Source organism: Streptomyces actuosus (assembly GCF_016921115.1).
In the GTDB taxonomy this organism is placed as follows: Bacteria; Actinomycetota; Actinomycetes; order Streptomycetales; family Streptomycetaceae; genus Streptomyces; species Streptomyces actuosus_A.
Genome location: NZ_JAFFZS010000023.1, coordinates 29741 through 52850, shown reverse-complemented (window position 1 = coordinate 52850; position 23110 = coordinate 29741). Strand labels below are relative to the sequence as shown.

The window sequence follows — 23110 nt, the reverse complement described above, 5'->3', positions numbered from 1 at the left end:
GGCCGGGCTCAGTTGGCCCATGGGGGAGCGATGCGCGTGCCGTCGGCCAGTTCCGCCTCCAGGCCGATGGAGGTGGTGACCCAGGTGATCGCCGTGTGACCGGTCGGGTTCTCCAGGCCGAGCGTGGTGCCGGGGGTGACGATCACCGTGTCCCCGGCGCCGATCCGCTCCGTGCCGCCGTCGAGCGTGACCAGCAGCTCCCCGACGAGCAGGTGCAGGATCTCCTCCCGGCTGACGGTATGGGCGGGGGCCTTCGTCCCCGCCGGGATCTCGCCCCGCCAGGCGCACAGCTCCCTGCTGCCGCTGAGCGGAGTGGCGTACGAGACGAAACGGGCGCCGTGCATCTCGTGGGTGACGGTCTCGGACGAGCGGACGACGGGCATGGGTACCTCCGGTTCATTCGGTCAAGTAGCTTGACTATATGGTCAAGCTACTTGACCGTCTCGTCAAGGGTGTTTCAATGCGGGGGTGGAGAACTCCGAGGCCCTCGCCCTGACCGCAGCCCTGCTCGCCGCCGCCGGCGACCTGACCCGGCGCATCGATGACGGTGTCGTCGCCCGCGGCTTCGACGGGCGGCCCGCCTACGGCTTCGCCTTCACCCGGCTCGTGCCCGACGGCGCGACGGTGACCGAGCTCGCGAACCACCTGGGTGTCACCAAGCAGGCGGCCAGTCAGCTGGTCGACGAGCTGGTCCGCAAGGGGTACGTCGAGCGGCGGGCGCACCCCGGGGACGCGCGGGCCCGGCTGGTCGTGCTGACCGAACGCGGTCTGGCCTGTACCAGGGCGGCGGAGGCGGCGGCGGCCGAGGCGGTGCAGGAATGGGTCGAACGGCTGGGTGAGGTCGAAGTCCGTGTGTTGCGTGACCATCTGACCCGTATTGCGCCCTGCGGTCCCCTCAGGCCCGCCTGGTGACCGGGGCCGGCGGCCGCGGTAACCGCCGGTTGTCACTGGAAGTTTTTACTGACGCGTAACTTCACTCTTCGACTACTCGCCCGTAACTTGACGGGTGAACAGCATCCTCGTGATCCGGATCACAGGGCGCCCCACCGTCGTACTCCCTTGAGCCGCAAGGAGATCACTCGATGCTGCCCTGGAAAAGCGTGCTCAGATCGCTGGCCGCGCTGCTGCTGACCGCGGCCGCGTTCCTCGCCCCCGCCACCGCCGCCCACGCCTCCGACGCACCCCACAGCGGCTGGAACAACTACTCCTGCAAGCCGTCCAGCGCCCATCCCCGCCCCGTCGTCCTGGTCCACGGCACCCTGGGCAACTCCATCGACAACTGGCTCGGCCTCGCACCGTACCTGAAGCACCGTGGCTACTGCGTCTTCTCCCTCGACTACGGCCAGTTGCCCGGTGTCCCCGTCTTCTACGGCCTCGGCCCCATCGACAAGTCCGCCGAGCAGTTGTCCGCGTTCGTCGACCGGGTGCTCGCCGCGACCGGCACCGCCAAGGCCGACCTGGTCGGACACTCGCAGGGCGGCATGATGCCCCGCTACTACCTCAAGTTCCTCGGCGGCGCCGGGAAGGTGAACGCCCTTGTCGGCATCGCACCCAACAACCACGGCACCACCCTCAGCGGGCTGACCCACCTGCTGCCGTACTTCCCGGGCGCCGAGGACCTGCTCAACGCGGCCACCCCGGGCCTCGCCCAGCAGATCGTCGGTTCCGACTTCATGAACCGGCTCAACGCGGGCGGCGACACCGTCCCCGGCGTCCACTACACGGTCATCGCCACCCGGTACGACGAGGTGGTCACGCCGTACCGCACCCAGTTCCTCAGCGGACCGGACGTCAGGAACGTACTGCTCCAGGACCTGTGCGCGATCGACCTGTCCGAGCACGTGTTCATCGGGCTGACCGACCGGATCGCCTTCCACGAGGTGGCCAACGCGCTCGACCCCGCGCACGCCAGCCGCACCACCTGCCTGTCGGCGATCGGCTGACGCTGCCGTGGTCCGGCCGGCCTGAGCCGCCGGCCGGACCACGGGCGTCTCAGCGGCGGCCCGTGGCCGCCTTCCTGCGCGCGGAGGCGAACAGCACCGCCGCGCCGACGGCCAGGACGCCCGCTCCGCCCATGGCGAGGAACACCGTGTCGCGGCCACCGCCGGTCTCGGCGAGGTCGCGGCCGGCACCGGCGGCCTTCGGCACGTCGGCCCCGGACTCCGCGCCGTTCTCCCCACCGGAGCCCGTGCCGATCCCCGCGTCGGCCCCGGCGCCGGTCCCCGGACCCGACTCCGCGGCCGGCTCGGCCGTGGCCGTCGGGTGCGCGGGCTTCGGGTCCGTGGTCGTGGCGGCGTCCTGGTCGCCGTGCCCGTGGTGCTCGATCGTCGACCTGTCGGCGCCGTCCTCGATCTGCTCCTCGGAGGGCGCGGTGGCGGCCGGGGCCGTGGCGGGGGTGCCGCCCCCCGTGACGGCACCCCCGCCGTAGGTGACGTCGGAGCAGGAGTAGAACGCCTCCGGGCTGTCCGAGCGCTGCCAGATCGCATACAGCACGTGCGGGCCGGAGCGCTCCGGCAGGGTGCCGGAGAACGTGTAGAAGCCGCCCGACGCCACCGGGTCGGTGGCGGTCGCGACCGGATGGTCCAGATCCAGGTCGGACCAGGCGAGCGGTTTCGCCGGGTCGTAGCCGGACTTGGTGATGTAGACCTTGAAGGTGCCCTTGTGCGGGGCGGTCACGCGGTACTCGAAGGCGTGGGAACCGCTGCTCACGCGCGTGGCCGGCCAGTCCGTCCGGGCCAGGTCGAGGCCCTTGAACTCGTCGTTGCCCGCGCTGCACAGCCTGCCGTCCGCGATCAGTTCCTGATGGCGGCCGGCGGCGTCGCCGATGCGGATGCCGTTCCAGTCGTACAGGGCCTGCGTGCCACCCGCCGCGACGGCCGCCCCGCACGCGGCCGACTTCGGGTTCTCGGGGCCCTCCGCGTAGCACTGCGCGACCCGGCTGACGGGGTCGCCCATCGATCCGTGTGCGGCGGCCGGTGCCGCGGACAGTGCGGTCAGGGCGAGCGGGGTCAGGCCGAGGGCTGCGACGGCGGCGGCCGTACGGCGTGCTGGCATGGGGGATCTCCTCGGGAACCGGTGCGGATGGGTGCCGGAACCCAAGAAACCGTGAAATCCCGCGCCGCAGGGGGTTCGAGGCGATCTTTAGGGTCGCCTTAAGGCGGGGCTAACTGATCGTTGAGGAGGAGAGGGGGCGAGCCGCCCCGGCGCACCTCGGGGGTTGTGCGGACCTGAGATTCGTACGCCGACGCGACGCCCGCGACCCGGTCGGCGAGTTCCGTCAGGTGAGGCGCTCGGTACGCGGTCCGGATCACCGTGCGGTCGGGGTCCCGTCACCCGGCGGTGGCCAGGCGGCGCCGAAGCTCCTTGATCAGATGCGGGGACAGTGCGGCCTGCCTAGGCTGAAGGCATGAAACGCGTCGTCGTTGATCATTTCGGCGGTCCCGAGGTTCTTCGGATCGTGGAGGACGACGATCCCCGGCCGGGGCCCGGTGAGGTGTGCGTCAGGGTGCTCGCGGCAGGCGTGTCGTTCACCGACGCCCAACTGCGCGCCGGCACGTACCTGGGCGTACCGCAGCCGCCGTTCACGCCCGGGTACGAGCTCGTCGGCGTCGTCGAGGAGGTCGGTCCCGGCTGTTCGCGCCTGCGGGAGGGCGACCGCGTCGGTGCCCTGACGGTGTGGGGCGCGGACGCGGAGCGCGTCTGCGTGCCGGAGGCGGAGGCGGTCGAGGTGCCCGAGAACCTCGACCCGGCGGAGGTGCTGAACCTCGTCTTCACCTACATGACCGCCTACCAGCTGCTGCATCGCGTGGCGAGGGTGAAGAGCGGCGAGACGGTCCTCGTGCACGGTGCGGCCGGCCGGGTGGGCACGGCGGTCCTCGAACTCGGAGCGGTCGCCGGGCTCCAGCTCTACGGGACCGCGTCGGCTCGCGACCGGGCCGCGGTCGAACGGCTCGGCGCGGTCGCGATCGACTACCGCAACGAGGACTTCCTGCGGCGGGTGCGCGAGCTCCCCGGGAAAGGCGTGGACGTCGTGCTCGACGGGCTCGGCGGCGCGGTGTCGCTCCGCTCCTTCCGCGCGTTGCGGCCGGGCGGACGCCTTGTCGTGTACGGCCACTACGCCACCCTCGAACACGGGCACAAGAACAGGCGAGCGTGGGTGGAGTGGTACGCGGCGACCGGGACGGTCTGGCTCTGGAGCCTGCTCTCGCCCCGCCGGCAGGCACTCGCCTACCGCATCCAGAGACTGCACGGCCGTCACCGCCAGGTCCTTCCCGTGGCCGCCGGTCATCCGGCGCTTCCCGTGGGTGGAGGACCCCGCGACCCCGAGCGGTTCCGGGAGGACTTCCGCGCACTGCTCGCACTGCTGCGTGAGCACAGGATCCACCCGGCGGTGGCCGAGCGCCTGCCGCTGTCCGAGGCCCGTCGCGCGCACGAGATGCTGGAGAGCTCGGCGGCCGAGGGAAAGCTCGTGCTCGTGCCCTGAGCCGAGGCCGTGAGCCGACGCCGACGCCGAGGAGGACGCTCGCTGATGGTGCGCGACGGCCCTGCCGATCGAGCGGAGGAGGCCGTGTCCGGCGGAGGCCGGCCGACACGGCAGGCGCGCTACCTGCCCATCGCCGAGCACGGCCTGATCGGCGACCTGCACACCGTCGCGCTCGTGGGCACCGACGGGACGATCGACTGGTACTGCTGCCCGCACTTCGACTCCCCGAGCGTCTTCGGGGCGATCCTCGACGCCGACCGCGGGGGACTGTTCCGCATCGCCCCCGACTGCGTCGGCTGGAGTGCCAAGCAGCTCTACCTTCCCGACACCAACATCCTCATCACGCGCTTCCTCATGCCCGACGGAGTGGGGGAGGTGCAGGACTTCATGCCCCCGCCGCGCACCGGCGAGGCGGCGCACCGCCACCGCATGATCCGCCGGGTGGTCGCCGTGCGCGGCCGGATGCGCTTCGTCGTCGACGTCGCGCCCCGCTTCGACTACGCGCGCGCACGCCACGAGGTCGACCTCACCCCACACGGAGCGCTCTTCCGCTCTCCCGAACTCCGGCTCAGCCTCGCGACGCGCTGCCCACTCCAGATCGTGGGCGGCGGCGACGTCCGCGCGCACGTCGCCCTGCGCGCCGGGGAGACGGTCACCTTCGTGCTCGACCGCGTCCAGCCCGGCGACCCGCAGGTGCCCTACTCCGACGACGACATCGCCGCCGAGTTCGACGCCACCGTGGCATTCTGGCGGCACTGGCTGCGCGGCTCGCGCTACAGCGGGCGCTGGCGCGAGACCGTGCACCGTTCGGCACTCACGCTCAAGCTGCTCACGTACGCGCCCACCGGTGCGATCGTGGCCGCCCCCACCACCAGCCTGCCGGAGCAACTCGGCGGCACACGCAACTGGGACTACCGCTACACGTGGATGCGCGACGCCGCGTTCTCGCTCTACGCCCTGCTCAGGCTCGGGTTCACCGACGAGGCCGGCGGGTTCATGGAGTGGCTGGAGCAGCGCTTCCGGCACGCGGGCGACTGCGGCGAGTCGGGCCCACTGCAGATCATGTACGGCATCGACGGTCGAGAGGACCTGCCCGAGGAGGAACTCACCCACCTGGAGGGGTACCGGGGATCGGCACCGGTGCGGATCGGCAACCAGGCGGCGAGCCAGCTCCAACTCGACATCTACGGCGAGCTGATGGACTCCGTCTACCTCTGCAACAAGTACGGGCGGCCCCTCTACCACGACGGCTGGATGGAGCTCACCCGCAACCTCGAATGGCTGATGGACCACTGGGACCAGCCCGACGAGGGGATCTGGGAGACCCGCGGCGGACGCCGGGACTTCACGTACTCCCGGCTGATGAGCTGGGTCGCGGTCGAGCGCGCGGTCCGGATCGCCCGTCAGCGCGGGCTGCCCGCCGACCTGCCCCGCTGGATGGCGGTGCGGGACAGCATCTACAACCAGATCATGGAGCGAGGCTGGAACCCCGACCGCCGGGCGTTCGTCCAGCACTACGGCACCGACGTGCTCGACGCCTCCCTGTTGCTCATGCCCCTGTGCAAGTTCGTCGCACCCACCGACCCGCGCTGGCTCTCCACGCTCGACGCCATCACCGCGGAGCTGGTGTCCGACAGCCTTGTCTACCGCTACAACGCGGAGGCGTCGCCCGACGGGCTCGCCGGAGGGGAGGCGACCTTCTCGATGTGCTCCTTCTGGTGGGTGGAGGCGCTCGCCCGGGGCGGCCGGCTCGACGACGCGCGGCTGGCCTTCGAGAAGATGCTCACCTACGCCAACCACGTCGGGCTGTACTCGGAGGAGATCGGTCCGACGGGTGAACAACTCGGCAACTTCCCCCAGGCCTTCACACACCTGGCACTGATCAGCGCCGCCTACGACCTCGACCGCCGACTCGGGTGAGCGTCCGGGCCGGGGGCCGGGCTCGGGTGGGCGTCCCCGCTCGGGAGGGACGCGTCTCCTGCTCGCCGCACCGCTCGGCGAGCGGCTCCGGGCCCCACGGACCTGCGGCTCGGCCACGTGAACCACTGGGGAGCGTCGGGCCGTCGAACGTGGCGAAGACGGCCGTATTCGATGGCTCCGGCATGAACGGATCGGGCCCGCCGACCGTATTCTTACCCGATCGGGGTGCGCATTCGGCCGAATCCCTCGGTCTTCACGGGGTTGTGCACACGGCCGCGGATACCGCGGCCACGGGGGACGAGAGGCAACCATGACGGCGACGAGCAACACGGTGCGCAGAGGCACCATGCTTCCGGTGGACGCGGCGCGCTGGGCGATGTGGACGTTCGTCGTCGTCAACGGGGTGATCGTCGAGGCGCTGTTCCTCAGCGCCGGTTCGGGCAAGAACGACGTCCTCACGGCCGCGAAGTTCTTCGGACTGCACGCGGCCCTGCTGATGCTGTTCCAACTGCTGCTGGTGGCCCGGCTGCCGTGGCTGGACCGCCGCATCGGGATGGACCGGCTCACGGTGTGGCACCGCTGGGTCGGCTTCTGCCTGCTGTGGACCGTCCTCACCCACGCCACGCTGGTGGTGCTCGGCTACGCGACGCTCGACGACACGTCCATGGGGAAGACGTTCGTCGCCCTGAGCGGGGTGCCGGCCTCCCTGCTGGGCATGCTCGCCGCGGCCGTCGTCCTCGTGGTCGCCGTGATCTCCACCCGCCCCCTGCGGCGGCGGCTGCCGTACGAGGTCTGGCACGGCCTGCACCTGCTGCTCTACGTGGCACTGGGCCTGGCGTTCGTCCACCAGCTGCAGGAGACCACGACCTTCACGTCCTCCGCGTTCGCCCGGGCCTACTGGTGGAGCCTGTGGCTGTTCGCCTTCGGCGCCCTGCTGACCGGGCGGGTCGCCGTACCGCTGTGGCGCAACGCCTACCACCGGTTCCGTGTCGCGGCCGTGGTGCCGGAGTCGGACCACGTGGTCTCCGTGTACGTCACCGGCCGTCACCTCGACAAACTCCCCGCCCGTGCGGGCCAGTTCTGCATCTGGCGGTTCCCCGGGCACAACTCCTGGTGGCTGGCCAACCCCTTCTCCCTGTCGGCGGCGCCCGACGGACGGGGACTGCGCCTCACGGCGAAGGCGGTCGGCAGTACCAGCGCCGGCCTGGTCGACGTCCCGGTCGGCAGCCGCGCTTTCGTGGAGGGGCCGTACGGGGCGCTCACCTCGCTGCACCGGACCCGGCCCGGCGTCCTGCTGATCGCCGGCGGTGTGGGGATCACGCCCGTGCGGGCGCTGCTGGAGGATCAGGCGACCGGGGACGTCGTCGTGCTGTACCGGGTGCGCAGCGAGGCCGACGCCGTGCTGCTGGACGAGGTGCGCCACCTGGTCGCGCTCCGGGGCGGGCGGCTGCACCTGCTCACGGGCAGGACCGCCGAGGGCGGCGCCCCGCCGTTCGCCCCGGGCAGCCTGCACCGGCTGGTCCCCGACGTCACCGAACGCGACGTGTACGTCTGCGGCCCGCCGGCCATGACCAGCGCCGTGCTGTCGGGCCTGCGGGACCTGGGGGTCCCCGCGCGGCAGGTGCACGCCGAGAGGTTCGACCTGGCCTGACCGGGATCCGTCGCGCAGCGCCCGGTGAGCGGCCCGACCCGAGCCGAGGCGGGCCGGTGGCCCACCCCGACTTCCGGACCCCCAGCCGGAAGGCCGCGGCCCGTCGGCCTCGACGATGTGATCCCGGAGCGGAAGATCGATCACATCGTCGGAGCGACTCCTCGGGGGACTGCCCGGAGCCCCGTCAGGTGCGTACGGTGACGGCCATGGCGAACGACGACATCAGGCCCGCGACGGCGGCCGACGTACCGGCCGTGCGGGACGTGACCGACGCCGCCTACCGCCCCTACATCGCCCGCATCGGTGTGGTCCCGCAGCCCATGGAGGCCGACCACGCGGCGAACGTCGGCGCGGGGCGGGTGTTCGTCACCGGCGAGCCCGTCGCCGGCCTGGTGGTGGTGGAGACGCGCGGCGACCATCTGTTCCTCGACAGCATCGCCGTCCGGCCCGACGCCCGCGGACAGGGCGTGGGACGGCGGCTGCTGCACTTCGTCGACGCACGCGCGCGTGCACTCGGCCTGGGCGAGGTCAGGCTCTACACGAACGCGATGATGTGGGAGAACCAGCGGATCTACCCCGGGTACGGGTACGAGATCGTCGCGCGTCGCGTCGACGGCCCGTACGACCGCGTCCACTACCGCAAGCGGCTGGGGTGAGCCCGCCGTCCCGTGTCGAGCCGGAGCCGGTCGCAGTGGGCCGCAGCGAGGGGGTCCGACCGTGCCCCTCAGCCGTCCGGCCACCAGGTGCGTGCGATGTCCTTGCGCACCTCGGGACGTCCCGCGGGCCGCTCGTCGGCTTCCTCGCGGATCCTGCGGCCGTTGGTCTTCTTCAGGGGCTTCTGCACGGTCACACGGAGCATGGCTGCCTCCTCCAGGGATCCACCCGAGTCCCGCGGTCTCACGGAGGCAGACCCTTTCGGGGAGAGTTCCTCATCGGCCCGGGTCTGTCAGTGGCGCCTGTCACGATTCGATTGTCAGTGGCAGGTGTCACTCTGGGGCGCATGAACGACGAGCGTGACGAGACGACCACGCCAGGAGTCGACTGGGACGCGGAGGCCGCCGCCTTCGACGACGAGCCCGACCACGGGCTGCAGGACGCGCAGGTGCGGGCGGCCTGGGCGGGGCGGCTGCGCGACTGGCTCCCGCAGCGGCCGGGCGACGTCCTGGACCTCGGCTGCGGCACCGGCAGCCTCTCGCTCCTCGCCGCCGACCTGGGACATCGGGTCACCGGTGTGGACAACTCCCCGGCGATGCTGGAGCGGGCCCGCGCCAAGCTCGCCGGGCGGGACGCGTTGTTCCTGGCCGGTGACGCGGCGGCACCGCCGGTGGGGGAGCGGCGCTTCGACGCCGTCCTCGTGCGGCACGTGCTGTGGACCCTGCCCGCCCCCGACCACGTCCTGCGGCACTGGCGGGACCTGCTGCGACCGGGCGGGCGCCTGGTGCTGGTCGAGGGCGTGTGGGGAACACTCAGCCCGGTCGGCATACCGGCGGACCGGCTGACCCGCCTGCTCGCGCCCCTCACCGGCGACGTGCGCGTGGAACACCTCGCGGGCGATGCGCTGCTGTGGGGCAGGCAGGTCGACGACCAGCGGTACGCGGTGGTGGCGACGATCTGACCGCCGCGCGCCGGCTCACCCCAGCAGTGCGGCGAAGCCGCCCCCGCGCGCCAGGGCCTCCAACTCGTCCAGGGCGGCCTCGGCGGCGAGCGCCGCCTCGGGATCCGATCGCGCCAGGCCGCTCGCGGCGAACTCGTCCTCGTCCAGCCGGCGCACGTCGCTGCCGTCGGCCGAGCGCCACAGGTCCAGATCGAGGTCCTCGACGACGAGTTCCGCGGCGGTCAGCACGGCCGGGCGGGTGACGTCGCAGTACCAGCCCTTCAGTGCGCCGTCCGCGGCGCGCACCTCCTTCACCGCGTACCACCGGTCACGCCAGTAGTACTCGGTGAAGACGTCCCCGGCCTCGAAGCGCACGAAGCCGAAGTCGCGCACGCCCTCACCCGTCCAGGGGGCGCGCACGGCGATGCGGGTGCCGTCGTCCGCGAGCAGCGCCGCCGTATAACGGATCTTCGTGCGGCCCGCCTTGACCAGCACGACCTCCACCTCGCGGGGCGGCTCAGCCGAGTTCGCGGACATGGCGCACCTCCGTCGCGCAGACCTCGTACCCGAGCCACGCGTTGATCGCGAGCATCGCGCCGTTTCCGGTGTCGTTGCCCGTGAGGGCCTCGTTCAGGCCGGCCGCGCGGGCGCGGTGCAGGGCGGCGTTCTTGACGAGCTTGGCCAGTCCCCGGCCCCGGAACGCGCGGGCGGTGCCGGTCATCGCCGCCGCGCAGCGGCCGGTGCCGTCCGTGACGGTGGCGCTGAACGCCGCGGGACGGCCGTCGACGACCGCGACCACGGTCAGCTCCCGGTTCAGCAGCGGGTTCTCCCACGTCCCCGCCACCCAGGCCGCGTAGTCGGTGACCTCGCTGTCCACGTCGCTCGGTTCGTCCGCGACGGTCTCCGCGTCCAGCTCGAACAGCGGACGCGGATCGTCCGCGTAGTCCGCCGCCGTGCGCAGTTCGACCCCGGGCGGCAGGGGCGCCTGCGCCGGCAGCGCGGTGCCTGCCAGGTCCCTCCGCAGGAAGTGGGCGGAGCGGCTGGCGCGGTAGCCGTGCCGTACGGCGAAGGCCCGGTTGCCGGGCTCGTCCAGCACCCACGCGTACAGCGTCCTCGCCCCGTGCGCGGCCAGGTGCTCCTCAGCCGCGCGGACCAGCAGTCCTCCCGCACCGCGCCGGGTGCGCTCCGGGTCCACGTAGATGTTGAGCATGCCCTGGCCGGGTTCCGGGCTGTCGTGCGCCAGGCTCACCTGTGCCGAGCCGATCACCTCGCCCTCCTCCTCGGCGACCAGGGACCGGAAGCGGGCCGCCGGATGGGTGCGCTCCAGGTGGTGCAGGATGCCCTCCGGGCTCCACAGGATGAACGGCAGGGCGCGGTGCCGTACCCGGGCGAAGCCCTCGACGTCGGCCCTGTCGTCGGGGCGCAGGTCACGCACGATCACTGTCATGGGGCGGCACGGTACGGCGGGGGGCTGCACGTCTGCCTCCCATTTTCCGGCGGGTACGGGACAATCGCCGCGTGAGCCTGACGATCGACATCGACGAGAACGCCACCGCGGCGCCCCCCTACGAGCAGGTGCGCGCGCAGATCTCCGAGCAGGCGCGGTCGGGCGTGCTGCCGGTGGGCTACCGGCTGCCGACCGTGCGGGGGCTGGCCGGGGCGCTGGGCCTGGCCGCCAACACCGTCGCCAAGGCCTACCGGGCGCTGGAGGCCGACGGGGTGATCGAGACGCGGGGACGGCACGGCACCTATGTGGCGGCGGCCGGGCAGGCCGCGGAGCGGGAGCTCGCCTCGGCGGCGCAGGCGTACGTGGAGCGGGCCCGGCGGCTGGGGCTCTCGCAGGAGGCCGCGCTGGCGGCCGTGCAGGACGCCCTGCGGGCGGCGCACAGCGCTTGAGGGCGTGTGCGGCGCCGGTCCCCGTCTGCCCCGCGGCGTCCCGCACGCGCTCCGCCACACCCGGTCTCACCCGGGGGACCCCGTGCCGCGGTGCCGGGGTCGCACCCGTACGTCCGGGGTGCGACCGGCCCTCCGCCGTGCGATCGCCCGCACCGCAGGCCGCGGGGCCCGTCCTGCCTGCGGGCCGCGCCCCTCTCACCACGCGCCCTACGGGCCCGGGGCCCCGGCCGGGTGCCGGGCGGTGGCTCGCACGGCGTGCGGGACCCGGGTCACGGCCAGGCCCGCCCTCCCCGCCTCCCGGGCGAAGGCCGCCGCGTCCCCCACCGCCGCCGCTTCGGGGTCGTTGTTGAAGTACGCGTACACGTCCTCGCCGTCGGGAAAGGCGCCGGCGACGCGGCCGGCCCACGTCCGGAGCGCCTGGCGACCGTAGTGCGGCCAGGCCGCGGCCCGGCCCTGGTGGAAGCGGACGTAGCCCCAGCCGGCGGTCCGCCACAGCGGGGTCGCCGGGCGGGACAGCACGTCGGCCCAGCACAGGGCCGCGCCCCGGCGGGCGAGCACCCGGCGCACCCCGTCCGTCCACCACGAGGTGTGCCGCGGCTCGACCGCGACCCGGGTGCCGACCGGGAAGCAGCCCAGGCACGCGTCCAGCAGCCCCGGGTCGGCACGCAGGGTCGGCGGCAACTGGAGCAGAACCGGCCCCAGGCGGTCGCCCAGGCCGGCCGCGTGGCTCATCAGACGCCCCACCGGCTCCTCCGGCTCCCTCAGCCGCCGGATGTGGGTGAGGTAGCGGCTCGCCTTGACCGCGACGACGAAGTCCGGGGGAACCCGGTCGCGCCACGACTCGAACATCTCCCGCTCCGGCAGCCGGTAGAAGGCGTTGTTGAGCTCGACCGTCGCGAACCGGGCAGCGTACTCCTCCAGCCAGAGCCGCACGGGCACCCCGGGCGGGTACAGGACCCCTCGCCAGTCCCGGTACTGCCACCCCGACGTGCCCACGAACAGGGTCATTCCCCCATCAAAGCACTGTTCGCGGCGCGGCACAGGCCGCGGCCGGCGGCCCCGGCGCCGCGCAGGCCGCGCCGTCAGCCGGCAGGGTGCGCGGGACCTCGCGGACGCCTCCGCCGGGCCGCGGCCGGCGACCTACGCCCGTCGAGGAGCGGCGTCCGGTGGGTGTTCGGGGCCCTCCCGTCCCAGGAGCATGGGGGCCGGCGGGCAGCCCTCGCAGCGGACGTACCCGGGGGTTCGGGCGGTGCGGCGAGCGGGGTCCCACGCCCTCGGGGCGGTGCGGGAGCGTGCCGGGCGCCGCGACCGGGCGAACGCCGCCTGCCGGGCGCCGGGGCGCTCAGAGGTACAGCCCCGCGTCCGTCCCGCCGCGGGGCTCCGGCACGGCCGCCGGGGACGTGCCGCGCCGCAGCGCGTACAGCTCCGCGAGCGTCGCCCCGTCCCGGCCGACCCCCTCCTGCCCGCCGAGCCAGTCCACCGCCTCGGTCCGGGTGAGCCTGCCGACCTCGATCCGGGCCAGGCAGCGGCCCGGGCGGACCACGGCCGGGTGCAGCCGCTCCAGGTCCTCGTTGGTCGTGACCCCGACCAGGACGTTGCGGCCCTGCCCGAGCAGGCCGTCGGTCAGGTTGAGCAGCCGGGACAGGGCCTGGCCGGCCGTGTGCTTGGCCTCGCCGCGGATCAGTTCGTCGCAGTCCTCCAGCAGCAGCAGCCGCCAGCGGCCCCGGCCCCCCGGCTCCTCCTCGCCGATCGCGATGTCCATCAGGTAGCCGACGTCGGAGAAGAGCCGCTCCGGGTCCAGCACGCAGTCCACCTGGCACCAGTCCCGCCAGGAGCGGGCGAGGGTGCGCAGCGCCGAGGTCTTGCCCGTGCCGGGCGGGCCGTGCAGCAGCAGGAGACGCCCGGCGATGTCCTCGGGGGTCGTCCGCATCAGCCGGTCCATCGCCTCGGCCACCGGCGCGGTGTAGTTGGGCCGCACCTCCTCCCACGTGCCGGCCGAGATCTGGCGGGTGGTGCGGTGCGGGCCGCGCCGCGGGGAGACGTACCAGAAGCCCATCGTCACGTTCTCCGGCTGCGGTTCGGGCTCGTCCGCCGCGCCGTCCGTGGCCTGCTCCAGCACCTTCCCGGCCAGCTCGGCGCTGGTCGCGGTCACCGTCACGTCGGCCCCCCGGTTCCACCGGGACACCAGCAGCGTCCAGCCGTCTCCCTCGGCGAGCGTGGCGCTGCGGTCGTCGTCGCGGGCGACGCGCAGCACGCGGGCGCCCGGCGGCAGCAGTGTCGCCCCGGAACGCACGCGCTCGATGTTCGCCGCGTGCGAGTACGGCTGCTCGCCCGTCGCGAAGCGGCCGAGGAACAGCGCGTCCACGACGTCGGACGGGGAGTCGGAGTCGTCGACGTTGAGCCGGATCGGCAGGGCGTCGTGCGGGTGCGCAGGCATGCCGCCATGATCGGGCACGCGGTAGCCGAGTGCACCCGGTTTCCGTGCTGTACGCCCCCGTGTCGGCCGTCGTCCGCCTTCGCCCGACCTGGTGCGAGGTCGTGCATCTGCGGCATCTGTCCCAAGGGCCCTGTCCGCCGATACTGTGGCCCTCGATGGGACGTCATGGGTGGGAATCGGGGGCGCGCCGGTGGCGGTTGACCGCGCTGCTCGGCGTGGGTGCGGTCGTACTGGCCCTGGTGGTGACCCTCTTCAACACGCTTCCCGGCGGCGGAAGCACAGCCGGCACGAGTCCCGACGGGGACAAGGTGCACGGCACGCCCGCCGTGCCGCCGAAGCGGCCCGGACCGGAGGTCGGCTGGGGTTTCACCCACACCCGGTTCAGCGCCGACCAGGGCAGCGCCGCGGCCGTCGGGCGCATCGAGGGGCTGCTGTCGAAGAGCGGGGGCCTGCCGCAGAACCAGGCGATCATGGGCTGGGGCGCAGACAACCCCGAACCGGTCCGCGGCCGTTACGACTTCGGAGCCCTGGACCGCCGCATCGACTTCGTGCGTGCCTCCGGCGGCACTCCGGTGATCACGCTGTGCTGCTCCCCGGACTGGATGAAGGGCGGGAAGGCCGGTGCCGGCAGCACCGACTGGAGCCGCAAGGCCCTGGAGACCGCGCCGCGGCCCGAGCACTACGCCGACTTCGCCGCCCTCGCCGCGACGGTCGCCAAGCGCTATCCGGACGTGCGGCACTTCCTGGTCTGGAACGAGTTCAAGGGCTTCTGGAACGACGCCGAGGCCCGCTGGGACTACGAGGGCTACACGCGGATGTACAACCTCGTCTACCGGGCGCTGAAGAAGGTCGACCCGGACATCCGGGTCGGCGGGCCCTACCTGGTGATGGACAGCGTCGACCCGCGCTCGGCCGACGCCTCGGCGACCTTCCGGGGCGCCTGGGGCGCGATGGACCAGCGCGTCCTGGACGCCTTCACCTACTGGAACAGGAACAAGGCCGGCGCCGACTTCGTCGTCGTGGACGGCTCCAGCTACACCAACGACGACGAGCTGCTGCCGGACGAGTTCGCCGCCACCGACAAGTTCACCGCGGTCGGCAGGTGGGTGCGGCGGCAGACCGACGACCTTCCGCTGTGGTGGGCCGAGTACTACGTCGAGCCCGCCGACGGCAACGACGAGCGCCGCGGCTGGTCGCCGGCGCGCCGGGTCGCCGTCCAGGCCGCCGGACTGATCGCCCTGGCCCGGGGCGGCGCGACCAGCGGCTTCTACTGGAACCCGGAGAAGGAGACCGGCGGCGACTGCCCCGGCTGCCTGTGGACCCCCACCGACGGTCCCGGCGGCGGGCGGCCGCTGCCCCTGTACGACCTGCTCGCGCGGTTCGCGCGGGCGTTCGGGCCGGGCAGCCGCTACGAGACGGTGCAGATCGCCCCGGACGACGTGCCCAACGTCCGCGTCCTCGCCGACGCCGAGGACGTCCTGGTGGTCAACACGCTCGACCGCCCGATCAGTGCACTGGTCGACGGCAGGCGGTTCGACCTGCAGGCCTACGGGGTGAAGTGGCTCACCCGGAAGTCCGGGTGAGCCACCGGCCCCGCACTCCGTCGGCCTACTTCATCGTCAGGAACCGCTGCACCAGCGAGGCGAACACCACCGCCAGCAGCGGCAGCGCGAACCAGAAGCTGCCCTGCAGCCGGCGCAGTTGCCGCACGCCGGGCGGCGCCGCGACCCGGACCACCTCGCGCGCGGTGAGCAGCAGGATCAGCGCGACCGCGGCCAGCGCGCCGATCACCGACCACGGCGTCCACGTCACCTGCGGACCGATCGGGCCCGGGTCCGGCTCGGGCACCCGGCCCTCGGGCCGCTGTTTCAGTGCGAACAGGGTGACGTCGTCGTTGGTGAGGGCCCGGGTCAGCTCCGGCCGCCCGTCCAGGTTCCGCAGCAGCCGGGGCGCCCAGGTGGCCGAGTAGCCCACGTCGAGACGGAGGTAGGCGACCTGGCTGCGGTCGACCATCAGATACGTGTTCGGGCCGGCATCCTTCAACGCCTTGACCAGACCGGACACCAGGACCGGGTCGGCCGGCGCCGCCGTCGGCACGTACTGCACCCTCTCCATGTCCCGGGCGCCCCACGGCATCGCCGGGGTGACGTCGTTCACCGGGTCGCTGCTCAGCCACAGCAGGCGCACGGTCGGATCGTCGTGGGCGTACACGTACTCCATGGCGGCGACCTCACCGGGCCGGACCCGCTCGAACGGCTCATTGCCCCAGCGAGCCACCAGGAAGCCGCCCATCAGCAGCAGGCCCGCCATGAGCGCCGCCAGTGGCGCCAGACTGACCCGGTCCTTCTCACGTTCGTCGGCCGTGACGCCCGCACGCGGGAACAGGGCGAGCCCGGCCAGCAGCGCGGCACCCGGCAGCGCGAACATGAACACCCGCAGCGCCATCTCGCCGCCGTAGGACTGCATGCCGAAGCCCAGGAACGGTACGAACGTGAGCACCAGCAGCGACCGTTCGCGGTACCGGTGGTCGTGCCGCCGCCACCAGCCCCAGCAGGCGAACGCCATCACGCCGCCGGCCAGCGCCACGCGGGTGTACAGCACGAGCCGGTGCGTGGAGCTGCCGCCCTCGATACGTCCGGACACCGACGACGACACGTTGCCGCCGACGCCGCCGACCCCGCCGAACAGGTCGTCGAAGTGCCCGGACCAGTACGGCTCGGCCATGAAACCCACCCACGCCGCGACCAGGACCGCGAACAGCAGCGGCAGCCCGCGCAGTTCCGACCTGCCGGTCGCGACGAGGAACGCGAGGACGCCGAGCATCATGAACGGCGTGAGCTGGTGGGCGGGCACGCAGGCCGCGTACAGGCCGATCAGCACGCCCAGCAGCACCGCGCGCTGCCGGCGGCCCGCCGGCTCGACCTCCGCCTCGCCCGGACGCCGCCTGCCCCACAGCATGCGCGGCGCCCTGAACCAGACCAGCAGGATCGCCACGAACACCAGGTACAGCAGGAACGTGAAGCCCTGCGGGGAGAAGTAGTCCTGGCCGACCCACGCGCCCAGCACGAAGATCCACACGCCGGTCCACCGGGCCCGCCAGCTCGCCCGCATGGACCGCACCAGCAGGAACATCGGAGCCAGGTAGCACAGCTGAATGACCGTGGGCCACCAGCGGATGACGTCCGTGACGTCGGAGACCCCGCAGGCCTTCAGCACGAACGCGGCGACGGCGAAGAAGCCCGGCCAGCTCCAGCGCGCGTCCAGGTCGGGCACCGCCGACCCGGTGCGGTCGATGTAGTCGAGGAAGCCCAGGTGCTGCCAGGCGGTCGGGAACCGCGGCTCGGTCTCGATCACCGCGGGCAGCGCGTGCAGCGACACCACCGTGGCCAGCAGGGTGACCAGCAGCAGCGCCCGGTGCTCCCGGCCGAGCCAGAGCAGCGAGGCGAAGACCACCACCAGCAGCGCCGCTCCGGCGAGCGTCGCCACCGGCAGCACGGACACCAGCCCGAGCCCGCCCATCCCGTCCAGGTCCGCCTCGCCGAGCCGCAGCGCGGGCACCCAGTACAGCAGCAGCGCGGCCGTGAGCAGGCAGCCGAGGACCAGCCCGGGGACGGTGGGCAGCAGCCGTGTGCGGAGTGGGGCCCGCGACGCGGGCCCCCGGGGCGCGGCCGGCGGCTCGTCCCGCGCCGAGCCCTCCTGCCGCCGGGGAAAGGCCGCCTGCGCCCGGATGACGGCCCGGTCCGCCTCGTGGTCGCCGAACCCGGCGTGGAACGCGTCCCCGAACGGCGCGTCGACCTCCGGGTCCACCTCGTCCACCGGCAGCCCGTGCCCGGGCGGGGCTGCCCGTCCGGGGGCCGGCGGGGTGCCCGTGGGCGGGGTGCCGGGCCCGGGCCGGACGTCCGGCCGCCGTTCCTGGTGGTCGAAGTCGGCATGGATGCCGAGGGCGAGGGTGTCCCTGTCCAGGGCCCAGGCGGGCCGGCGCCCCTGGCCGGCGGCCCGCGCCTCGCGCGCCCCGAGGTCGGCGAGGTCCCCGTCGGGCGCCGTGCCCTCGGCGGGCAGGGCGGCCGGCCCGGCCCTGACGGTCCGGTACAACCTCGGGGCGGCGATCGCGACGATCACGGCGAGCGAGGAGATCTCGGCGACGCCCGCCCCGGTGAGGCCCATGCGGGGCAGGAGCAGCAGCGTCAGGCCGAGCACCAGGACGCACAGCAGGCCTTGGAGCCAGGCCAGTCCGGCGGTCCGGCTCTGGGCCCGCAGGACGGCGAAGTACGTCTCCATCACGACCCTCAGCACCGCGCCCACGGCGAACCAGCGCAGCAACGGCGTCGCGGCGTCCGCGTACCCGGGGCCGAACACGCCGAGGATCCACGGCGCGCCGACGAACAGCACCCCCGCCACCGGCAGCATGATGCGCGCCATCCGCGTCAGCGCCGCACGGGTGTCGGCGGCCAGCCGCGCCGGGTCGTGCGAGCCCTCGACGGTGAGCGAGGCGCCCATGTTGATGGCGAGCAGGTTGCAGGTGCCGCCGATGGTGGTGGTGATGTAGAAGTACGCGTTGTCCTCGGAGCTGACCTGCGCGGCGATGATCACCGGGACCAGGTAGACCACGGCGAGCGAGAAGAGCGAGCCGGTGTAGTCCCCGGACAGGAACCGCACGATCTCCCGCGGTGTCGGTGGCTCGGCACGGTCCTGGGTCCGCCGCACGTGCCGCGGCACCAGCCGGCGGAACACCAGCCAGCCCAGCGGCAGCACCGAGAAGGCGATCGCCGCGACCCACGAGACGAACACGCCGGTCGTCGGGATCGCCACGGCGAACGCGACCAGCAGTCCCAGCTTCACGGCCGAGAACACGGTGTTGCCCACGGGCACCCACAGCGCGCTGCGCAGCCCGGTCAGCACCCCGTCCTGCAGGGTGAGCACGTTCCAGGCGACCACGGCGAGGACGAAGCCCAGCGCGTTGAGCGGCCCGTGCAGGAACCGGTACGACGGCCCCCAGGCGTCGAGGGTCACCAGAAAGACCCCGGCGGCCACCGCCACCAGCAGGGAGCTGCCGGCGTAGGTGCAAAGGACGAGCCGGCCGGTGGTGCGGCCCGCCACCGGGATGAACCGGGCCAGGGCGCCCGTCAGCGTCACCGCGGTCAGGCCCGCGAGGAGCTTCATCGCCGCGATCGCGGCGGAGCCCTGGCCGACCGCCGACTCGTCGTAGTAGCGGGCCGCGGCCAGCCAGAAGCCGAGACCGAGCACCGCGGAGATACCGGTGTTGAGCATCAGTGCGTACGCGTTGCGGAACAGCTGGCTCCCTCCGCCCGAGAACCCGCCCCGCCCCGGCAGGCGCAGCCGGCGTCCCGGCGCGGGGCTCTCCTCGGCCGGAGCCGACGCATCCTGGGCTGTGGTCCTCGTGTCAGACACGGTCGCGAATGGCCTTCCGGCGGATCTGGCGTGCTCTTCGGACCATGGCGTACCCCTTGGTGAGGACGCGGTCCCGGGCGAAGGTGCGGGTGACGGCGCGCCCCTGGACGAGGCGGGCGAACTCGTCGATGCCGGTGCTGCGCCGCACGGTGACGCGCTCCAGGGCGTAGGGCCCCTGGCACCGGCGGGCCAGGGCGTTGCCGACGGCGAGCGCCTGGGCGAAGCCCGCCCGCCGCACCGCCTGCCGCACCCGGCGGCTGGAGTAGCCAAAGGGGTAGGCGAACGACACCGGCAGGGCGCCGAGTTCGTCGGCGACGATGTCCCGGCAGCGCGTCAGCTCGCGGCGCAGGCCCGCCTCGCCGAGCTGGTCCAGCGGCGGATGGGTGTGGCTGTGCCCGCCGATCTCGATGTCCGAGCCGGCCAGCTCGCGAACCTGGTCCCAGTCGAGCATGGCGTCCGGGGCACCCCCGGTCCCGTGGGCGCCGCGGATCCAGCCGGTGGAGACGAACAGCGTTGCCGGGAAGCCGAGTCCGGCCAGTACCGGCAGGGCGTGCCGGTGGACGCCCTCGTAGCCGTCGTCGAAGGTGATCAGCACCGGTCGTGCGGGCAGCGGTGCCCCGGAACGCCAGCGCGCGGCCAGCGCGGCCGTGGTGACCGGCGTCAGGCCGAGGTCGGCGACGAGCGTCATCTGCTCGGCGAACGCCTCCGGCGCGACCGACAGGACGCGGGTGGCGTCGTTCGGGCGGGTGGCGACCGCGTGGTACATGAGGATGGGCACGGGTCTGTCACTCATCGGCTTCCCCCAGGGACCCCTCGTCGATCCGTGCGACCGGTGCGACGCCGAACGCGGCCCCGCCCCGGCGCGCCCGCACGCTGCCCACGACGTACCCGCCGGCCGCCGCGCACACCCCGGCGACGATCGCCCCGGCCCGGGCCGCGCCGCCCGGCCTGGCGAGCAGCGCGTCGCGCAGTCCGCGCGCCACCCCGGCCGGCAGCACCCGGGTGGTGTACCGGCGTTCGGACTCCAGGCCCTTGCCCGCGCCGACGCTGCGCGCCACCAGGGCCTTGGACAGGCCCTCGGCGTAGGCACGGGTGCGGAAGTACGCGAAGTGCTCCCGCACCTCCGGCACCCGGTGGTGGATCACCGCCCGGTCGTCGATCAGCAGGAGCGCGTCGGGCCTGGCCCGGGTGAGCCGGATGCACAGCTCCGTCTCCTCGCAGCCCAGCGGGCGTCTGTCGCCGTCACGGCCGATGCCGGTGGCGAAGCCGCCCGCCATGTCGAAGGCCGTGCGGCGGAACGAGGCGTTGCCGCCCAGCACGTTGCGCACCCGCACCCGGCCGGTGGGCAGGCCGCGGTAGGTGCAGCCGACCACCCAGTCGAACTCCTCCGGGAACCAGACCGGTCTCCGGCCCGACGCCCAGACGGGTACGGTCCGGCCGCCGACCGCCATCACCCGTGGGTCGGCGTACCCCGACGTGAAGTGCTTCAGCCAGTGCCGCTCGGCCGCCGCGTCGTCGTCGAGGAAGGCGACGATCTCGCCGCGGGAAGCCGCGATGCCGGTGTTGCGGCCTGCGGACAGGCCGCGCGGCCCGGTGTTGGCGAGGACGCGTACCTCGGCGGTCTCCTTGTACTCCCGGGCCAGGCGGTCCTTCAGCGCCGGGTTGTGGTCGACGACCAGCAGGGTCTCCAGAGCCGGGTGGGACTGGGCCCGCACCGAGGCGACCGCGGCGAGGATGTCCTCCCAGCGGTCCTCGGTGTAGACGCAGATCACGACGGAGACATCGGGGCCCTTCAACGCACCTCTCCCCGGGCCGGGCCGGGCGTCGGCGCGGAGCGCTCCTGGCGGCGCAGTTCCCGGCGGTTGGAGCGCTCCCCGAGGACGACCCTCAGCACCCGCAGCCCGTCCCGCACGGCCCGCAGATTGCTCGTGCCGTGGATGCGGAGGTACTCGTGGCTGGGTATCTCCTGAACCTTCAGGCCCGCCTTGACGACCCGGATGTTCATCAGGGTCTCCACCTCGAAGCCGGTGCAGTCCAGCTCGATCTTGTCCAGGCAGTGCCGCCAGAACGCGTTGTAGCCGTAGCAGAGGTCGGTGTAGCGGGCGCCGAACTTCCGGTTGACGGCCGTGCACAGCGCCCAGTTGCCGAGCTTGCGGATGAAGGTCATGTCGTCGGTGCCGCCGCCGTTGGCGAAGCGGGATCCCTTGGCGAAGTCGGCGCCGGAGACGAGGGCGGAGACGTAGGAGACGATCTCGTTGCCGTCGGCCGAGCCGTCCGCGTCGACCATCACGATGATGTCGCCGGTGGCGGCCTCGAACCCGGTGGTCAGGGCGTCTCCCTTGCCCTTGCCCCGCTGCTCCACGACCTTGACGGCGGGCCAGAGTTCGCGTGCGACCGCGACGGTGCCGTCCGTGGAGTTGCCGTCCACCAGGATCACTTCGTGGATCCAGTCGGGCAGCGTCTTGAAGACGTACGGAAGGTTCTCCGCCTCGTTCATCGCCGGGATCACCACGCTCACCGGCGGTGTGATGGCCAGGTGCGAGGAGATCGGCCGGTACTCGCCGGCGGTCTGCGGCGGCTGACTGTTCTGCGAAGGCAGAACTGAACTCATGGTCGGTCCCTCTCGTCCGGTGGACCGCCCGCCCCCGGGCGGCCCGGTTGTGTGTCCGGTTCGAAAGGGGGGTATCTCACTCACGGCACGGCCGGATGACGCTCCGTGGTCGTCAATGAGCTGGCAGAACTGACCGGTCTGTCACTGGCGGACAGCCGGTTGCGCGGCACGGCCCGGTCACCTGTGCGGTCCCCGAGCACGGCACCCCCCTACCGCGCCCCGCGCCGGTACGTCGCGGTCCTTGAGCCCTCCCCTTGAGCCGCTCGACGACGGACCGATGCGGGTGAGATGTAAGACGGTATTGACGATTGAACCCGTATGGCAAGACCTGGACCGAGGTCTCACATTTTTGTTGATTTCGAACTGATCTGTCCGATCTGTTCGATCGTGGCCGGGGGTTGACGCCTCGTCACTCGGCTCGCCGGTGCGGCGGAGGCGGTGTGCGGTCGCGCGGCGGCCGTACCGCCGCCAGCAGGAACAGGAGCGCGCTGATGGCGGTGACGGCCGCGATCCCGCCGTGCACGGACCAGCGGTGCACGGCGAGCATGCCCTGGGTCACCAGCATGTTCACCGCGCAAGCGCCCGCAACCGCGGCGAGGGCTCGCGCGAACGGATCCAGCCCGCGCAGCGCGGCGGCGACGGCCGACGCCGGTGCCGCCAGCAGGAAGAACAGGGTGAGCGGGCCGCGCAGGGGTGAGCCCGAGTCGACGAGCGCGAGTGTCGCCCCGACCCCTCCGACGGCGGTCGCGGCGCCCGCGAACAGGGCGGGCAGGTCCCGGCGCGACCTGGGTCGCGCCGTGCCGGTGACCTGATCCGGGTCTGTTGAGGATGTCTTGATCCGTATGGTCTGCATGGGCGACTTTGCCCCCCGAAGCGCCTGATGCCGGGTTTCAATGTCGCGCAGTCCCGCGCGAGCCGTCAAGTCGCGGAGATGGTGCTTGCCGAGGAGTTGAACTTCCGTCAGTTGTGCTGTCATGGTCGCGTCATCACATGCATGGTGAACGTACGGCCACGAATGTGAAGGCTCCCGGTATTTCTTGGCATGGACACTTCCCGTCAACACGCGTCGTTGCTACGACAGTTACAGCAGAGATCCTGCTAAAGGGAGG

21 protein-coding genes are annotated in these 23110 nt (G+C 72.9%); 9 read left to right on the top strand and 12 right to left on the bottom strand.

The window, feature by feature from the left end; translation table 11 throughout:
- Positions 1-8: 8 nt before the first annotated feature.
- The gene (locus JS756_RS24575; protein WP_205385366.1) at positions 9-383 is read right to left on the bottom strand and encodes a cupin domain-containing protein; all 375 of its coding nucleotides are present in this window, start codon (positions 381-383) and stop codon (positions 9-11) included.
- Positions 384-468: 85 nt separating this feature from the next.
- Between JS756_RS24575 and JS756_RS24570 the strand changes: the two genes are divergently transcribed.
- Together JS756_RS24570 and JS756_RS24565 are read left to right on the top strand one after the other, a co-directional pair.
- Positions 469-912 (top strand): MarR family winged helix-turn-helix transcriptional regulator, encoded by a 444-nt coding sequence (locus JS756_RS24570; RefSeq protein WP_205385365.1) that lies wholly within the window; start codon positions 469-471, stop codon positions 910-912.
- A 170-nt stretch (positions 913-1082) separates the two neighbouring features.
- Positions 1083-1943 carry an esterase/lipase family protein gene (locus tag JS756_RS24565; protein WP_205385364.1) on the top strand — a complete coding sequence of 287 codons (861 nt, stop codon included), beginning with the start codon at positions 1083-1085 and terminating at the stop codon, positions 1941-1943.
- Positions 1944-1992: 49 nt separating this feature from the next.
- Here the strand turns inward: JS756_RS24565 and JS756_RS24560 are convergent, their stop codons facing one another.
- Positions 1993-3054, bottom strand: coding sequence for a lytic polysaccharide monooxygenase (locus JS756_RS24560; RefSeq protein ID WP_205385363.1), 1062 nt, complete (start codon positions 3052-3054; stop codon positions 1993-1995).
- A 352-nt stretch (positions 3055-3406) separates the two neighbouring features.
- Between JS756_RS24560 and JS756_RS24555 the strand changes: the two genes are divergently transcribed.
- The 4 genes from JS756_RS24555 (at position 3407) to JS756_RS24540 (ending at position 8710) form a co-directional block, all read left to right on the top strand.
- Positions 3407-4483, top strand: a complete 1077-nt coding sequence (locus JS756_RS24555) for a medium chain dehydrogenase/reductase family protein (RefSeq protein ID WP_205385362.1) — start codon at positions 3407-3409, stop codon at positions 4481-4483.
- A gap of 45 nt (positions 4484-4528) precedes the next feature.
- Positions 4529-6403, top strand: coding sequence for a glycoside hydrolase family 15 protein (locus JS756_RS24550; RefSeq protein ID WP_205385361.1), 1875 nt, complete (start codon positions 4529-4531; stop codon positions 6401-6403).
- Positions 6404-6713: 310 nt separating this feature from the next.
- Positions 6714-8054 (top strand): ferredoxin reductase family protein, encoded by a 1341-nt coding sequence (locus JS756_RS24545; protein ID WP_205385360.1) that lies wholly within the window; start codon positions 6714-6716, stop codon positions 8052-8054.
- Between the two features lie 206 nt (positions 8055-8260).
- On the top strand, positions 8261-8710 hold the full coding sequence (locus tag JS756_RS24540; protein ID WP_205385359.1) for a GNAT family N-acetyltransferase: 450 nt from the start codon (positions 8261-8263) through the stop codon (positions 8708-8710).
- Between the two features lie 68 nt (positions 8711-8778).
- Here JS756_RS24540 and JS756_RS37595 read toward each other — a convergent pair whose 3' ends face one another.
- Positions 8779-8913: a hypothetical protein gene (locus JS756_RS37595; RefSeq protein WP_275892728.1), complete on the bottom strand. Its 135-nt coding sequence runs from the start codon at positions 8911-8913 to the stop codon at positions 8779-8781.
- A 141-nt stretch (positions 8914-9054) separates the two neighbouring features.
- Here JS756_RS37595 and JS756_RS24535 point away from each other — a divergent pair, with 141 nt between their 5' ends.
- Positions 9055-9669, top strand: coding sequence for a class I SAM-dependent methyltransferase (locus tag JS756_RS24535; protein WP_205385358.1), 615 nt, complete (start codon positions 9055-9057; stop codon positions 9667-9669).
- A 15-nt stretch (positions 9670-9684) separates the two neighbouring features.
- On the opposite strand, the gene JS756_RS24530 is transcribed toward JS756_RS24535, so the two are convergent.
- Both JS756_RS24530 and JS756_RS24525 read right to left on the bottom strand, forming a co-directional pair.
- Complete coding sequence (locus JS756_RS24530) at positions 9685-10185, bottom strand: ribonuclease FAU-1 family protein (RefSeq protein WP_205385357.1); 501 nt, start codon at positions 10183-10185, stop codon at positions 9685-9687.
- Positions 10166-11095, bottom strand: a complete 930-nt coding sequence (locus JS756_RS24525; RefSeq protein ID WP_205385356.1) for a GNAT family N-acetyltransferase — start codon at positions 11093-11095, stop codon at positions 10166-10168. The genes JS756_RS24530 and JS756_RS24525 overlap by 20 nt, the downstream gene beginning before the upstream one ends.
- Before the next feature lie 71 nt (positions 11096-11166).
- Here JS756_RS24525 and JS756_RS24520 point away from each other — a divergent pair, with 71 nt between their 5' ends.
- Entirely contained in the window at positions 11167-11544 is a 378-nt protein-coding gene (locus JS756_RS24520) for a GntR family transcriptional regulator (RefSeq protein ID WP_205385355.1), read from the top strand.
- 207 nt (positions 11545-11751) lie between these two features.
- Here JS756_RS24520 and JS756_RS24515 read toward each other — a convergent pair whose 3' ends face one another.
- Together JS756_RS24515 and JS756_RS24510 are read right to left on the bottom strand one after the other, a co-directional pair.
- The gene (locus tag JS756_RS24515; RefSeq protein WP_205385354.1) at positions 11752-12552 is read right to left on the bottom strand and encodes a DUF72 domain-containing protein; all 801 of its coding nucleotides are present in this window, start codon (positions 12550-12552) and stop codon (positions 11752-11754) included.
- Positions 12553-12886: 334 nt separating this feature from the next.
- Positions 12887-13981 (bottom strand): DUF5925 domain-containing protein, encoded by a 1095-nt coding sequence (locus JS756_RS24510; protein WP_205385353.1) that lies wholly within the window; start codon positions 13979-13981, stop codon positions 12887-12889.
- 155 nt (positions 13982-14136) lie between these two features.
- On the opposite strand from JS756_RS24510, the gene JS756_RS24505 reads away from it, so the two are divergent.
- Positions 14137-15564: a GH39 family glycosyl hydrolase gene (locus JS756_RS24505; protein WP_205385352.1), complete on the top strand. Its 1428-nt coding sequence runs from the start codon at positions 14137-14139 to the stop codon at positions 15562-15564.
- 25 nt (positions 15565-15589) lie between these two features.
- Here JS756_RS24505 and JS756_RS24500 read toward each other — a convergent pair whose 3' ends face one another.
- The 5 genes from JS756_RS24500 to JS756_RS24480 form a co-directional block, all read right to left on the bottom strand.
- Positions 15590-19390 (bottom strand): lipopolysaccharide biosynthesis protein, encoded by a 3801-nt coding sequence (locus JS756_RS24500; protein ID WP_205385351.1) that lies wholly within the window; start codon positions 19388-19390, stop codon positions 15590-15592.
- A complete protein-coding gene (locus JS756_RS24495) occupies positions 19383-20183 on the bottom strand; it encodes a polysaccharide deacetylase family protein (RefSeq protein WP_205385350.1) in 801 nt (266 codons plus the stop codon). Before JS756_RS24495 ends, JS756_RS24500 begins: the two co-directional genes overlap by 8 nt.
- Positions 20176-21186 (bottom strand): glycosyltransferase family 2 protein, encoded by a 1011-nt coding sequence (locus JS756_RS24490; RefSeq protein WP_205385349.1) that lies wholly within the window; start codon positions 21184-21186, stop codon positions 20176-20178. Before JS756_RS24490 ends, JS756_RS24495 begins: the two co-directional genes overlap by 8 nt.
- Positions 21183-22001 (bottom strand): glycosyltransferase family 2 protein, encoded by an 819-nt coding sequence (locus JS756_RS24485; protein ID WP_205385348.1) that lies wholly within the window; start codon positions 21999-22001, stop codon positions 21183-21185. Before JS756_RS24485 ends, JS756_RS24490 begins: the two co-directional genes overlap by 4 nt.
- 409 nt (positions 22002-22410) lie before the next feature.
- Positions 22411-22854 carry a hypothetical protein gene (locus tag JS756_RS24480; protein ID WP_240204297.1) on the bottom strand — a complete coding sequence of 148 codons (444 nt, stop codon included), beginning with the start codon at positions 22852-22854 and terminating at the stop codon, positions 22411-22413.
- Positions 22855-23110: the final 256 nt, after the last annotated feature.

Coding starts and splice junctions, on each gene's coding strand:
- JS756_RS24575 (WP_205385366.1), bottom strand. CDS start 383: ATGCCCGTCGTCCGCTCGTCCGAGACCGTCACCCACGAGATGCACGGC.
- JS756_RS24565 (WP_205385364.1), top strand. CDS start 1,083: ATGCTGCCCTGGAAAAGCGTGCTCAGATCGCTGGCCGCGCTGCTGCTG.
- JS756_RS24560 (WP_205385363.1), bottom strand. CDS start 3,054: ATGCCAGCACGCCGTACGGCCGCCGCCGTCGCAGCCCTCGGCCTGACC.
- JS756_RS24555 (WP_205385362.1), top strand. CDS start 3,407: ATGAAACGCGTCGTCGTTGATCATTTCGGCGGTCCCGAGGTTCTTCGG.
- JS756_RS24550 (WP_205385361.1), top strand. CDS start 4,529: ATGGTGCGCGACGGCCCTGCCGATCGAGCGGAGGAGGCCGTGTCCGGC.
- JS756_RS24545 (WP_205385360.1), top strand. CDS start 6,714: ATGACGGCGACGAGCAACACGGTGCGCAGAGGCACCATGCTTCCGGTG.
- JS756_RS24540 (WP_205385359.1), top strand. CDS start 8,261: ATGGCGAACGACGACATCAGGCCCGCGACGGCGGCCGACGTACCGGCC.
- JS756_RS37595 (WP_275892728.1), bottom strand. CDS start 8,913: ATGCTCCGTGTGACCGTGCAGAAGCCCCTGAAGAAGACCAACGGCCGC.
- JS756_RS24535 (WP_205385358.1), top strand. CDS start 9,055: ATGAACGACGAGCGTGACGAGACGACCACGCCAGGAGTCGACTGGGAC.
- JS756_RS24530 (WP_205385357.1), bottom strand. CDS start 10,185: ATGTCCGCGAACTCGGCTGAGCCGCCCCGCGAGGTGGAGGTCGTGCTG.
- JS756_RS24525 (WP_205385356.1), bottom strand. CDS start 11,095: ATGACAGTGATCGTGCGTGACCTGCGCCCCGACGACAGGGCCGACGTC.
- JS756_RS24515 (WP_205385354.1), bottom strand. CDS start 12,552: ATGACCCTGTTCGTGGGCACGTCGGGGTGGCAGTACCGGGACTGGCGA.
- JS756_RS24510 (WP_205385353.1), bottom strand. CDS start 13,981: ATGCCTGCGCACCCGCACGACGCCCTGCCGATCCGGCTCAACGTCGAC.
- JS756_RS24505 (WP_205385352.1), top strand. CDS start 14,137: ATGGGACGTCATGGGTGGGAATCGGGGGCGCGCCGGTGGCGGTTGACC.
- JS756_RS24495 (WP_205385350.1), bottom strand. CDS start 20,183: ATGAGTGACAGACCCGTGCCCATCCTCATGTACCACGCGGTCGCCACC.
- JS756_RS24485 (WP_205385348.1), bottom strand. CDS start 22,001: ATGAGTTCAGTTCTGCCTTCGCAGAACAGTCAGCCGCCGCAGACCGCC.
- JS756_RS24480 (WP_240204297.1), bottom strand. CDS start 22,854: ATGCAGACCATACGGATCAAGACATCCTCAACAGACCCGGATCAGGTC.